The following is a 13,092-nucleotide window of genomic DNA, read 5'->3' on the forward strand; positions in this document are numbered from 1 at the left end:
GTAGGGAGGCTGATCATGCGGACGACCCGGTCCCAGAACGCGGTGTCGGTGATGTCCTCGGATTCCAGTAGGTACATCAGGGCTGTCTCGTCGAGATGGCCGACGCCTCGCTGGGGTGCGGGGAAGCTGGCGAGTGTGGATCCGCCGCCTTGCCAGAGCGCGGCGAGGAAGGCTGACATCCGGTCGGCGACGTCGGTGGTCATCTGCGCGGTGAGGGCGTCGACAGCATCGCGGGTGGGAACGTGTTCTCCCGCGCGGGCGGCTTCCGCTCCCTGGACGACCGTATTCAGGAATTCCTCGGTGGCCGGTCTGTCGAGGGTGCCGCGGCCGCCCTCGAGGACGGAGCGGGACACCAGCTGAGGGATGCCGGGAGAGTCGTCGGCCGGCTGGAGTGCGCCGAGCGCGGAAGTGTCGAGGAGGAGCGACGTGCTGGTGCCGGGTAGCGGAGGGAGGTCTCCTCGTTGCCGCGTGGAGGACAGTTGACCGAGGGCGAGAAGCACCGGCCGGTCCGCGCGGGGAAGACGTTGCAGGTCGTCCTCTAGTTCGCGCTGGTCCGATGTGGTGCGCAGGTAGATGAACCGGCGGGGTGTGCGCGGTCGGCTGGGCCATTCCAGAACCATGTCGGGGACGTGGGTGTGGTTGAAGAATTCGGTTTTGGTGACGGTGGCGCCGGGGTCCATGCGGCGCAGGTGCCGGGCGACGATGTCCTTGACCTGGGTGAACATCATCCGGTCGTCGGGCTCGTCCATGGCCTGGGCAATCGACTGTTCGACGAGGTTCACCACGAGCCCTCTCTGCGGGTGAGTTCGGCAGCGACGATGGCTGCCCAGTCCTTGAGCGGCAGGAGGGTTTCCTGCTTGTCCGAGAGGACGATCAGCCACAGGCGTGCGGCAACCGACTGGGCGAGTTCGCTGTCCAAAAGTTTTCGGGCTTCCTCGGGGTTGCTGGTGCCGAGAACGCGACTGCTGTGTTGAAGGACTGCACTCTCCACCTGGTCAGGCGAGTTGAGGGTGGACCAGGAGTTCGCCCGGAACGGTGCCCAAGTGATCCACATGAAGTGGTCGCTGAGATGGTGCTGGGCCTGGGCGGCGACGTAGCATTTGGCGAGAAACTCGTCGAACTGCGTCCCCTGGTCGCTGGGTTGCGCATAGTTCTTGACCTCTGCGCAGAACATGTCGTTCTGGTAAGGATCGCCGCGCATGGCGCCGCCCAGATCGAAGGAGAAGGTCCGACCTCCGTACGGCCAGGCGAGGGTCAGCCGACGGCCGCAGGACTCCGAGTCCGTGTTCGCGTACGCACCGAAGATGCGCATCGTGCCCTCGAGCCACTGCTTGGCTCTTCGAGCTCCCGAGAAGCCCTTCACTTGAGCGTCTTCGCCAACCACCACAGGCGTAGCTTAGTGCGATCGGATCATCACGATGTGCTCGATCGGGCTAATCTCCCGTCACGTTGCGGCCGTCGGCTTCAGAAAGGGGCCGCTGCGGCCCTGAGGAAGTGAGCCAAGGACGGCCGCAGGCCGCAAGGAACTGCCGCGAAGACGCCCCCCTGATCGACGGACACGAGACCGTGGTGAAGTGACCCTTCCCCCCGGCCTTCTGCGAACCGCTCCCCTGAACAGAGAGACGACCTCGTCGCTGATCTGCCGCATCGCCAGCCGCTACGGACTGGAAGCGACGGCGTTGCGGTCCTGCTGGAAGTGGCGCAGCCACAAGCCTCGGCACGACGGCGGAGGCGGGCGGGCGGACGCCGAGGTGCTGTTGAACACGGCGGGGCGGCAGCTCCTGGCAGGCCTGTGCGGCGTGGAGGAGGGTGTGCTGGCGCGGGCGTTGCCGTCCTGGGGGCGGGAGGATGCCCGCCTGCCGGCCGCGGATGCCGGGGAGCCGGCGGCGGCGTGGCGGACCGGCGGTGCGGTCGCCGGGCCGGTAGCGTTCGGCTGTCGTCTGTGCACGGCCCGACGTACGGGGACGGCCGTGCGGGTGGTGCGGTACGCGCCGCGATGGGAGCGGGTGTGTGTCCGGCACGGGCGGTGGCTCCTGGACGCGGACGCCGACCAACCGCTTGAGCACCTCGACCTGCGGGGTCTGCCGGAGGGTGTCGCGGCGCAGCGGCGGTGGGCCGGTGTAGAGCGACGGGCGGTACGGGCCGGGGCCGAGCCAGCGAGGGTGTTCGCCCTGGCGCATGCGGTGGTGGCTCGGTGGTGGGGGCAGGCCCTCCACTGGGAGCAAGAGACCATTTGGCCGCGGCGTCTGCACCAGGTGGCGGGCGGCAACGCCGGAGGGGACCTGGAGCGGTGGCGGATCGTGGGTCGGGACGCGGTTGTCTTCCCCGAGGTGGTGGCCCTCGCCGACGCGCTGCTGGACCCGGACATGGCCGAGCTGGTGTGGGCGGACAGCGGTGCCGGACGCCCGCAGGCGCTGCCTGCCGACGGAATGTTCTGCCGCAGGCTCGGTGAGCTGCTGGGGCGTGCGTGGCTGGGGCCGCTGGCCGCAGCCGACCACGGCGGGCCGCTCATCGCGTGGATGGGCAGCGTCATCCGCCTTCGCCGCGGCGCAGGCGGGGCGCCCGGGTACGACAACGACCCGTGGTGGCTGCGGCAGGAACACCAGAGCTCGACCATGGCCGGCCAGCTGCGGGTGCTGGGCAAGGAGAAGAAAGCGCCCGGTTCGGGGACGATGTGGCGGGCTGCGGTACCCGCCGAGCAGCGCAGGCTGATCACCAGCGCTATCGACAGCACCGAGGAACAGCTGCTGCAGCTGCGCGGGGTACAGACCGGGCCGACCGCCGAGGTCGCCCGGCGGCTGCTGCGCGGCCTCGGTCACAGTGCTGGCCTGATCGAGAACGCCTGGAACCGGACCGCGGTGGCGGCGGTGAACGGCGGGGTGCCCCTGGAAGAGGTGGCCCGGTGGGTGGACATACCCGTCGAGGTGCTCCGGGAGATGCTGACCGCGGGCGGGCAGGAAGACAGCGGCTGAGAGCGACGCGCCGAGGGACGGATCGACTGTTAGCTGATACGGCACTCGTTCGTGGCAGGAATACTGAAAACGGCGGCGTCTGCTGGCGGGAGTGGCTTGGCTGGCGCGGGTGACCAGCACAGGAGCGGCCCGGCCCCGTAGCCGGGCAGGGCGAGCGGGCGTGGACCAGGGCGGCGGGTTCGAGGCGGTGTTCCTCGACCCGGTGGGGCAGGCGGTCCAGCAGCGGTGGGCAGATGCCGCCATGACCGTGGCGTTCGAAGATCTGCCGCCGGTATCGGCGTTCCCGGCCGTGCCGGGGCGGCGCTGGGGGCCGGGCTTGTGGTGGTCGGCGACCACCGGGCGGCACGTGGCCGCGGGATCGAACGCGATGCGCACCCAGCTGATGGTCCTGGACCGCGACCCGGACGTGACAGGCCTGGCGGGGCGGCCCGTGCGGCTGCTCTGGCGTAATCCCCGCGGGCAGGCGCGTTCCTGGGTGCCGCAGCTCTTCGCCCGCCGTGCCGACGGCACCGCGCTGCTCGCCGACTGCCCCGGCCACCCGGACGCCGGCGGCGAACGCGCCCTCAACGCCGCCCATGCGGTAACCGAGGCGTGCGTGCACATCGGCTGGACCTACCGGCGCCTCCCACCGCTCGACGACGTCGCGGCCGCCAACCTGAAATGGCTGGCCGGCTACCGTCACCCCCGCAACGCCGGCCGCCCCGGTCTGGCGACGGCGGTTGCGGAGGCGTTCAGGCGGCCGCGTCCACTGATCGAAGGAACCGAAGCGGTCGGCGACCCGATCGAGGTTCTCCCCTGCGTCTTCCACGCCCTGTGGCACGGGCATTTGACGGCCGGCCTCACGACGCCACTACACGAACGAACCCTCGTCGGCCCGCGGGGCTGGAGCGGCCCGGACGAGACGGGAGGTGCCGGGTGAGCGCGCGGCGCGATGCCCGGCCGGCCGTGAAGCCCGGCGCGCGCGTCCGGTACGGCGGCGTGACGTGGCAGGTCGTTGCCCTGTCGGGGCAGGAGATCCACCTCGTCGGCCCGGACGGCGGTGGTGAGGCCGTGCTCGCCGGGCACCTGTTCGCCGACCCCGGCTTCGCCGTCATCGGCGCCGATACGCCGCAGGCGGCCCCGCAGTGGGGGCTGTTCGAGACCGCCCCCGCCGCGGCGCGTGAGAAGGCGCTGGCCTGGCAGCGGCATGTGCGGGAAGTCGAATGCGGGCTCACCGGCGGGCCCGGCAGCGAAGGAACGGTGCGGCCGCAGTACGACCCGCAGCGGCACACGCTGGCCGAACGCGAGCAGGCCAAATCGGCAGAGCTGACCGCGCTGGGTTTCGGCCGGGTATCGCGCACCACGGTGCAGCGCATGCGCCTGGCCTACCGCAAACAGGGCCTGTGGGGGCTCCTCGACCACCGCACCACCCGCGCCTCCAGCCCCACCGGCCGGGCCGACGAGCGGGTCGTCGCCGCCGTCCGCGAAGCGCTGCGCCGCCGCCGCGGCCGCTCCCGCGGCACCATCAACGGACTGTTCCCGCTCATCCACCAGATCCTCACCGACCGGCACGGCCCCGGCACGGTGCCCGCACCGTCGCAGGCCACGCTCTACCGGCTCGTCACCGCTCTGGCCCGGCCCGGTGAACTGCCCACGGGGCCCGTGCGGCAGGTGCCAGCCAGCGTCGACGGGCCGGCGTTCACCCCCGCCACGGCACTGCGGCCCGGCGAGCAGGTCCAGATCGACACCACCCGCCTGGACGTCCTCGCCCTCTTCGACGACGGCCGCCTGGCCCGCCCGGAGCTCACCATCGCCGTCGACGTCGCCACCCGCGCCATCCTCGCCGCCGTGCTGTGCCCGCGCGCGACCAAAGCCGTCGACGCGGCCCTGCTGCTCGCCGAGATGGCCGTACCCCACCCCGCCCGGCCGACCTGGCCGGACATCCTGCGCATGGACCACGCCCCCCAACTCCCCCACCAGCGGCTGGCCACGCTGGACGAGCGCCTGGCCGGGGCTGCGGCCCGGCCCGTCGTCCTGCCCGAGACGATCGTCGTCGACCGCGGCAGAGTCTTCGTCTCCACCGCGTTCACCGCCGCCTGCGAACACCTCGGCATCAGCGTCCAGCCCGCCCCGCCCCACGCCCCCACCGCCAAAGGCATCGTCGAGCGGACCTTCGGCACCATCAACCACCTGTTCTGCCAGCACCTGCCCGGCTACACCGGCTCCGACGTCACCCGCCGCGGCCCCGACACCGAGAAAGACGCCTGCTACAGCGTCCCCCAGCTCCAGGACCTCCTCGACGAATGGCTGGTGCACTACCACCACCGGCCCCACGAAGGCCTGCGCCACCCGCTGATGCCGAAGAAGGCCCTCACCCCGAACCAGATGTGGGCCGCGCTCGTCGCCGTCGCCGGACACGTCCCCGTCCCGCTCACCGGCCACGACTACCTCGAACTGCTCCCGGTGCGCTGGCAGGCCATCACCCCCGCCGGCATCACCATCCACCACCGCACCTACGACGCCGATCTCCTCGCCCCCTACCGCGGCCAAACCTCCCCCGTCGCCGGCCGGGGCGGGAAATGGGAAATCCACTACAACCCCCACGACGTCCGCCAGATCTGGGTACGCCTCACCGACGGCGGGCTGACCGAAATCCCCTGGATCCACCGCGACCACGTCCACCAGCCGTTCAACGACCACACCTGGCAGCACATCCGAACCCACGCCCAGCACAGCAACCACGACGACACCCAGCAACACGAAGCGGCCCTGGCCGACGCCCTCGACCAGCTCATGCGCCGCGTGACCAGCGGCCACGCCACCACCGCCGAGCAAGCCCTCCTCGCCCGCGCCACAATGCCGGTCCCCGCCGCCCGGCACCCGCACCACGGCACCGCACCCGCCGCCGGCGAGCCCGCACCACACGACGAGGACGACAGCATCGACGACCTCGACGACCTCCCCGACGACGGCACCCGCCCCGCCGCGGCCACCGGATTCGGGCTCTACGACGCCCACAAGGAAGCCGAAAAGTGGTGAACACCCGCCCCGCAGCGCACCAACCACCCAGCGCACCCGCCGATGCGGACAGCAACGCCACGGCCGAGTTGTCCTGGCCCCTGACCACCTGGCAGGGCTGGCACCACTTCGCCACCACCGCCCCCGTCTCCCCGCCCCAGCCCGGCGACCCGCCCCGCAGCACCGACGAACGCCTCGCCTACCACTCCGCGTTCGTCACCATCCGCACCCCCGCCATCAGCCAGCTCACCACCCAGGTCCGCACCCTGATGATCCTCGGCCGCCACCAGCAGACCACCGCACGGCCCTCCCTCATCGTCACCGGCCCCGCCGCCGCCGGGAAAACCACCGCCCTGCTCAACGTCGGCCGCGCCTGCCACCTCGCCCACACCCGCAAGAACCCGCCCCCGCCCGGATCAGCCCACGCCACAGCACCCGTCGCCTACGTCCTCGTCCCGCCCGGCGCCACCGCGAAAACCCTCATCACCGAGTTCGCCCGCTACCTCGGCATCCCCGTCACCACCCGCATGACCCAGACCCAGATCACCGACGCCGTCTGCCACACCTACACCCACGCCGGCGTCCAGCTCGTCCTCATCGATGAGATCCACCGCCTCAACCCCCGCACCACCACCGGCGCCCAGACCGCCGACCTCCTCAAAGACCTCACCGAACGCCTGGCCGCCACCTTCGTCTACGCCGGCATCAACGTCACCGACACACCCCTGTTCAGCGGCACCCGCGGCGCCCAGCTCGCCGGACGGGCCACCCTCATCACCTGCGGCCCCCTCCCCGCCCGACACGGCACCCACCGCCCCTTCCGCGACGTCATCACCGACATCGAAAACGCCCTCGACCTCCACCACCACAAACCCGGCACCCTCCCCCGCCACGCCCCCTACCTCCACCAGCGCACCGCCGGCCGCATCGGATCCCTCACCAGACTCATCCGCCAAGCCGCCATCACCGCCATCCACGACGGCACCGAACGCATCACCAAAACCACCCTCGACGCGGTACAACTCGACCACCTCGCCGAACTACACAACCGCCCCACCCCCAGCCGCTAACCCCAACCCAACCAACTAGGAAAAACAGTTCTGACCAGCACAAACACAAACCGAGCCATTACACGCTAGAACTACCTACAACCCACCCCGCCACCCTCCACACACCACACATAACCCCAGCTCACACACCCCGCCCACCCCGACCCAACCGCCCACTCGACTTCTCAGCAAACCCACAACACCCCAGACCAGCAACGCCTCAGCACACCAACAAACCCCCCTCCAAGCGTTAGCCGGTGATCGGGGTCTCGTCCCTGCGGGGCGAGGAGGCGTCCTTCCCCAACACCACGGACGTGGACGAGCTCGTCGCCTGGGCGCGCCCCTTCGACAAGGTGACCGTGTTCGCCACCTACGCCTCCCTCGGGCTGGGCACGCTCGAGCGCGCCTATGCCGCGGGCCTGCCGGGATGGGACCTGATCGTGGTCGATGAGGCGCACCGGACATCGGGGCGGATCGGAAAGCCATGGGCAGTCGTTCACGACAACACCCGTATCCCCGCCCTGCGGCGCCTGTACATGACCGCCACACCCCGGCTGTGGCAACTGGACGAGGAGGCCGGGCAGGGCGTCCCGGGTGAGCTGGTCGCGTCGATGGAGGACGATCCCGACGGGCCGTTCGGCGCCCGGTGCTACACGTTGACGCTGTCGGAGGCGATCGACCGGGGGATCTGCGCGTCGTATCAGGTGGTGTGTGTGGACATCACCGACACCCAGCTTCAGGCTGCCCAGCTCCTCGGCGCCGACGCACGGTCCGAGGAGGTGCGCGGGGCACGGCTCGCCGCACTGCAGACCGCCCTGGTGAAAGCCTCGGCCGAGGAAGGCTTCCGGCGCACGCTCGTCTTCCACCACATGGTCAGGGAAGCCGAGGCGTTCGCGGTCGGCCTCCCCGACGTCGCCGCGCAGTTGCACAGTGCGGACCCGGATCTGTACCCGGGCACCGTCTGGGCTGACTGGCTGTGCGGAGAGCACAAGCCAGGCCACCGGCGCCGGGTGCTCGCCGAGTTCGCCGACGGCATCGCCGACGACGGCACCGTCGTGGAGAAGACCTTCCTGAGCAGTGTTCGCATCCTCGGCGAAGGCGTCGACACATCCCGTTGCGACTCCGTGTACTTCGCGGACGTACGCGGCTCCATGCCCGACCTCGTCCAGGCCGTCGGCCGGGCGCTGCGGATGCAGCCCGGTGAGGGCAAGGTCGCCTCTCTCGTGGTTCCGGTCCTGCTCGGGCCCGGGGAGACGCCGAACAACATGCTCACCAGCAGGGCGTACGGCGGGCTGGCCGAGCTGCTGGGAGCGCTGCGGGCGCACGATGCCCGAGTCGTGGAGCAACTCGCCGAACAGCAGGCACAGAGCCGCGTCCGGGGCGTGCAGAGCCGCTCCGGCAGCGACGAGGGTGAAGGGGAGGCCGGCGACCGAAGCGACCGGCTGTCGGTGCCGGCCCGGGCACTGCTGAAGTTCAGCACGCCGCGTGACCCCGCGCAGCTGGCTGCGTTCATCAACCTGCGGGTCCTCAACCCCGAGTACCAGCACTGGCGGCGCGGCATCGAGGCCGCCGTCGTCTACCACCGGCTCCACGGCGACCTGAAGGTCCCGTTCACGTTTCGCGTGCCCGGCCGCGACGACCAGGAGGCCGAAGCCGAGGAGTGGCCGGCCACGCTCGCCGGTTTTCCCCTTGGTCAATGGATCGCCGACGCCAGAAGGTTCTACGCCCGCGGGGACATGGATGACGACCGCGCCTGGGAGCTGGAGAAGCTCGGCATGATCTGGTCGCACTACGACGTCGCATGGGAAGAAGGTCTCGCAGCCGCCCGTGGGTGGGCAGCCGAGGCGGGTCACCTCCTGGCCCCGCTGGACGCCACCTACAAGGGGTATCGGGTGGGTATCTGGCTGAAGAACCAACGGGCCGCAGCCCGCAAGGCCGCCGAGAACGAGCAGCGGCGCGCCGAAGGGCTTGTGGTGGGGTCGGCGGCCGGAGCGCTGTCCGAGGCGCGGCGCGAGCAGCTGGAGGACATCGACCCGTCGTGGTGCCCGGCCTGGCCGGTGGAGTGGCAGCGTGCCTTCCATCTGGTCCGGCTGCACCTGGAGGCCGGCGGCGAGCTGCCGTTGGGGCCGGGCGAGGTGGTGCACCAGGGTGAGGACCTTGGCCGGTGGGTCCGGTCGGTCCGGCTGGGCTGGGACAAGCTCACCACCGTGCGGCAGTGGATGTGTGAACACATCCTCGGCATCGAGCCCGCCACCGGGGACGAGAAGCCGAAGCCGCGCCGCACCCAGGCCGACAAATGGGCCATGAACTACGCCGCCGCCCGCCAGTACTACCAGCGCGAAGGACACCTGCGCGTGCCGCGCAAGCACGTCGAGACGATCGTCGTCGGCGGCGGGAGCGGTGGCAGTGGCGAGGGGCAGGGGGTTCGGGAGCTGCGGCTCGGCGTATGGATCGGGAACCAGCGCAGCCGGGCCGCGACGCTGGCCCCGGAGCGGGTGGAACTGCTGTCCGCGATCGGGATGCGGTGGTCGTAGTGGACAGGCATGGCAGTGGGGCGGGCAGACTTCTGCGCCGGTCCACTGCCGTGTCGTCCTGTAGCCGCCGTGGAGCCGATGCTCGCGCGGGTCCGCGAGGGGGATGGCGCGGTCCGCCGCAGCTCGCCGGCCTCACCGCGCTGAGGGAAGTGGGCGGGGCCGCCGTCGGCTGTCGAGGCCATCCGGTGCAGCCCGCGTCACCGGCGGGCGGTCTCCGGCTGGTCGGGCGCGACGTCGCTGCCGGCGGGGCCGCGGTTCCACTCGGTGGCCACGGTGCCGGTCTCCCCGTAGTGGGCGACGGCGTGCTGGTCGGCGTCGGCGTTGGTGAACCAGATTTCGGCAGTGGCCCGTACGCCTCTTCGTAGGCAGGGCAGTTCTCCAGGCCACGCGCCGCCCTGGTCCGTTGCGGTCTGGAGGCATGCCGGGTGTGGCGGGGGCCGGGTCACCAGGACGGCTGCGCCGTCTCGCTGGTCGCCGGAAACGCGGCGGTCCCTCCGCATGTCCCTGTCCGCGGCCAGCCCGCCCTCGCCGACGCCGGTGAGCTGGCGCCCTGGCCCGGCGAGTAGACGTTCCGCCTGAGCCACCGGTCCGCGCTCGTGTGCAAGGGGCCCTGACACGTACGCGCCGCTGTTTACCGGAAACGCCCGACGACCTGCCCTATCGCTGGCCGTCGTCCGATCGGCGGGCGGCGGTCGACCGACGCGGCCCCGTGTCCCAGCCGGGCCGTGCCGGGCTCGGTCCGGGCGGGGGCCGGCATCGGCGACCCGGAACACCGGCCAGCCGATCTCGGTGCGCCACTCTTCGGCGGCCGGGGTGTCGCGCGGGCCCACGAGGTAGGTCTCGCGCACCGGCCCGGTCACGGCGAGGGCGTGGCCGGCGGCCCGCCTGCCCAGCTCGCCGTAGGTGACGTCGGTGGTGTCGTGGGGTCCCGGGTGCACGGTGATCGCCAGCTCGGCGGGCGGCAGGTCGGTGCCGTGGGCGCGCGCCCCAGGTACGGCACGGGCGCGGCGGCCGGGACGTACACGAGCACGTCCCCGCGGTCCTCGCTGAACAGCGCGTTGTCGCAGAGGCCGCCCGCGGGGTCCGTGGGTGCGTCGATGACGGCGTCCAGCTCGGCCGTCGTGCCCGTGTACCGGGACAGCGCCCCTCGTGGGTGCCGTGCCCCGCACCGCGGCCACGTGCCGCGCGGGCACGTGGCGCAGTTCGACGGCGGCACCGGCCGGTTCGGGGCGCAGTGGCCGTCGCAGCGACGCGACGGCCGCCTGGGTCCGCGACAGCTGGTCCTGGAGCCGCTGGAGGTGCTCGCCCACCAGGTGGGCGCGCACGGTCGGGCCCGGGGTGGGCAGGATCCGCCGGACGTCGGCGAGCGGTACGTCGAGTTCCCGCAGCCGGGAGGTGACCTGTGCGCTGGGGATCTGGCCGGGGTCGTAGTAGCGGTAGCCGCTCGCCGGGTCCATGTGCGCGGATGTCCAGCAGCCCGGCCTCTGTGGTAGCGGCGCAGCGTACGGATGCTCAGGTGGGTCAGCCGGGAGAACTCGCCGGTCGTCAGCGCGCCCGGCTGTGCGCCTTCCCGCAGGGGGAGAGTGCAGCGCTTGGCCCGGGTGCCGCAGGAAGCGGCACGCTGCGGGGCATGACCGGCCTCCCTTTCGTCTCCCCCGGCCTCGCGGGGGGTCTCGCCGTCGTCACCGGCGCCGGGCGGGGCACCGGCGCCGCGATCACGGCCCGCCTGCGCGCGGCCGGCGCCGCTGTGCTCCCGACGGTCCCGCACGGCGCCCGCGGCCACGGCGGGTGAGCCGCTCTTCGTCACGGCCGACCTGACTGCGCCTGGCGGCATCGACGCCGTGGTCCCGGCGGTGCGTGACCGGTTCGGCATCCCGGATGTCGTCGTGTACACGCTCGGCGGCTCGCACGCGTCGGCCGGCGGGTTCGCCGCCCTCACCGACGCCCACTGGCAGGACGAGTTCGCCCTCAGTCCGCTGGTCGCCGTGCGCCTCGATCGCGCACTGCTCCCGGCGATGCGGGACACGGGCCGGGGGCCGTCGTCCACATCTCCTTCATCCAGCGCCGGCTGCCCCTGCCCGACGCCGCACTCGGCTACGCCGCTGCCAAGGCCGCGCTGGCCACGTAGAGCAAGGGCCTCGCCCGGGAACTGGCCCCGCGCGGAGTTCGGGTCAGCGTCGTCTGCCCGGGCGGGATCGCGACGGAGGGCACCTCGGCCCTCCGTCGCCCGCTTCGCCGACGCACAGGGCATCGGCCGGGCCGCGGCCTGGGACCAGGTGCCGGCCCTACTCGGTGGCATCCCCCTCGGCCGCCCGGCACGCCCCGAGGAGGTGGCCGAGCTGGTCGCTTTCCTCGTCTTCGACCGTGCCGCCGCCATCACGGGCGCCGAGCACACCATCGACGACGGCACCGTCCTCACCCCCCTCTGGCTGCCTGTCTCTTGACTCTCTACCAGCAGGTCAATGGGTGCCTGTGGTGAACTGACACTCTCAAGCCGCTACCGGACGAGGTGGCTCTCGATGTGGTCGATCACCGTTCAACGCCGAGGACTACAAGGCTCGGCATGCCGTCGAGCGCGGCATCAACCGCCTCGAAAGGAACCGGGCTGTGGCCACGAGATACGACAAGCTCGCGGGGCCGCTACGAGGCCACCGTCTTCGTAGCGGCCGTCAATGAGTGGCTGCGCCTGGCTCATTCAGGGCTGGCGGACGGACAGCCCGTGGAGTTGTGGCGGTTCAGCGGGTAAGGGCATGTTCGACGAACTGGCCGCAGGAACGGAATCCCAGGCGGCGGTAGACGGGTTCGCCGTCGGCCGACGCCTGCAGGACCGCGATGCGGTGGTCTCGCTCGCGGGCCGTGCGCAGGGCCGCGAGCGTGATGGCGCCGCCGTAGCCGCGCCGGCGGTGGGCGGCCAGGGTGGTGATGTTGTAAATGCCGGCGACTCCCGCGTGGTGGAACACCTCGGCGGAGCAGACCGGACGGTTGTCCACGTAGCCCACCAGGTACCGGGCCGGGCAGGTCGCGGCCAGCGCCGGCGAAGCGGACTGGGCGAAGAAGCGTCTGACGGTTTCGGCGGGTGGATTCCAGTTCGCGGCGAGGACCGTGGCGTAGTCGGCGAGTTGTTCGGGCGTGGTCACTGCCCGGATGTCCAGTCCCGGGACGGCGGGAGGCGGCAAGGTGTCGTCCAGCTCCGCCCACATCGCCGTCTCGCGTTCGGAGACCGGCAGACCGGCCGCCGTCAGGCGGGCAGTGAGGTCTGCCGGTGTCGCGGCAGGGCCCACCCACCAGGAGAAACTGCGGCCTGAGTCGATCAGCGTCCCGACGGTCTCGGTGATGCGGGCAGTAGCGTTGGCGGCGGTGAAGCGGGCTGCGGCGACGATGTTGAACGTGTCGTCGTCCAAGCCGCTGTCCGCGACCAGGAGGTCGCCGGCCTCTGCGACGGTCGCACCGGACGTATTCCGGTGCAGATGACAAGCGTGTTCCGCCAGGTTCCGTTCCATCCTGTCCATCAGATCGACTTCGTCAGGGAAACAATCATTC

The 13,092-nt window shown here is 71.6% G+C and carries 11 protein-coding genes and 1 pseudogene; 8 read left to right on the top strand and 4 right to left on the bottom strand.

The features are described 5' to 3' along the window. Both Sdagh_RS07365 and Sdagh_RS07370 read right to left on the bottom strand, forming a co-directional pair. On the bottom strand, positions 1 to 785 hold a 785-nt coding region (locus Sdagh_RS07365; RefSeq protein ID WP_226534812.1), incomplete at its 3' end, for a hypothetical protein. Then, on the bottom strand, positions 779 to 1,387 hold the full coding sequence (locus Sdagh_RS07370; RefSeq protein WP_190076856.1) for a hypothetical protein: 609 nt from the start codon (positions 1,385 to 1,387) through the stop codon (positions 779 to 781). The genes Sdagh_RS07370 and Sdagh_RS07365, both read right to left, overlap by 7 nt. Before the next feature lie 187 nt (positions 1,388 to 1,574). Here Sdagh_RS07370 and Sdagh_RS07375 point away from each other — a divergent pair, with 187 nt between their 5' ends. The 5 genes from Sdagh_RS07375 (at position 1,575) to Sdagh_RS07395 (ending at position 9,552) form a co-directional block, all read left to right on the top strand. Then, positions 1,575 to 2,972, top strand: coding sequence for a DNA-binding protein (locus Sdagh_RS07375; RefSeq protein ID WP_190076855.1), 1,398 nt, complete (start codon positions 1,575 to 1,577; stop codon positions 2,970 to 2,972). Positions 2,973 to 3,132: 160 nt separating this feature from the next. Continuing rightward, the gene (locus Sdagh_RS07380; protein WP_190076854.1) at positions 3,133 to 3,891 is read left to right on the top strand and encodes a TnsA-like heteromeric transposase endonuclease subunit; all 759 of its coding nucleotides are present in this window, start codon (positions 3,133 to 3,135) and stop codon (positions 3,889 to 3,891) included. Next, entirely contained in the window at positions 3,888 to 5,990 is a 2,103-nt protein-coding gene (locus tag Sdagh_RS07385) for a TnsB C-terminal domain-containing protein (RefSeq protein ID WP_190076853.1), read from the top strand. Before Sdagh_RS07380 ends, Sdagh_RS07385 begins: the two co-directional genes overlap by 4 nt. Positions 5,991 to 6,070: 80 nt before the next feature. After that, on the top strand, positions 6,071 to 7,039 hold the full coding sequence (locus Sdagh_RS07390) for a TniB family NTP-binding protein (RefSeq protein WP_190076872.1): 969 nt from the start codon (positions 6,071 to 6,073) through the stop codon (positions 7,037 to 7,039). A 293-nt stretch (positions 7,040 to 7,332) separates the two neighbouring features. After that, complete coding sequence (locus Sdagh_RS07395; protein WP_372478420.1) at positions 7,333 to 9,552, top strand: DEAD/DEAH box helicase; 2,220 nt, start codon at positions 7,333 to 7,335, stop codon at positions 9,550 to 9,552. A gap of 197 nt (positions 9,553 to 9,749) precedes the next feature. On the opposite strand, the gene Sdagh_RS07400 is transcribed toward Sdagh_RS07395, so the two are convergent. Further along, a complete protein-coding gene (locus Sdagh_RS07400; protein ID WP_226534815.1) occupies positions 9,750 to 11,009 on the bottom strand; it encodes a MerR family transcriptional regulator in 1,260 nt (419 codons plus the stop codon). 173 nt (positions 11,010 to 11,182) lie between these two features. On the opposite strand from Sdagh_RS07400, the gene Sdagh_RS36665 reads away from it, so the two are divergent. From Sdagh_RS36665 to Sdagh_RS37160, 3 genes and pseudogenes are all read left to right on the top strand, one after another. Next, positions 11,183 to 11,344 (top strand): hypothetical protein, encoded by a 162-nt coding sequence (locus tag Sdagh_RS36665; RefSeq protein ID WP_308288738.1) that lies wholly within the window; start codon positions 11,183 to 11,185, stop codon positions 11,342 to 11,344. A gap of 484 nt (positions 11,345 to 11,828) precedes the next feature. Further along, positions 11,829 to 11,996 (top strand): SDR family oxidoreductase, encoded by a 168-nt coding sequence (locus tag Sdagh_RS36670; protein WP_229867929.1) that lies wholly within the window; start codon positions 11,829 to 11,831, stop codon positions 11,994 to 11,996. 67 nt (positions 11,997 to 12,063) lie between these two features. Further along, a pseudogene (locus Sdagh_RS37160) lies at positions 12,064 to 12,235 on the top strand (IS5 family transposase); the annotation flags it as partial. Between the two features lie 52 nt (positions 12,236 to 12,287). Here Sdagh_RS37160 and Sdagh_RS07415 read toward each other — a convergent pair. Then, entirely contained in the window at positions 12,288 to 13,052 is a 765-nt protein-coding gene (locus tag Sdagh_RS07415; RefSeq protein ID WP_190076851.1) for a GNAT family N-acetyltransferase, read from the bottom strand. Positions 13,053 to 13,092 lie beyond the last annotated feature (40 nt).

The organism is Streptomyces daghestanicus, from assembly GCF_020521275.1.
GTDB lineage: Bacteria > Actinomycetota > Actinomycetes > Streptomycetales > Streptomycetaceae > Streptomyces > Streptomyces griseoviridis.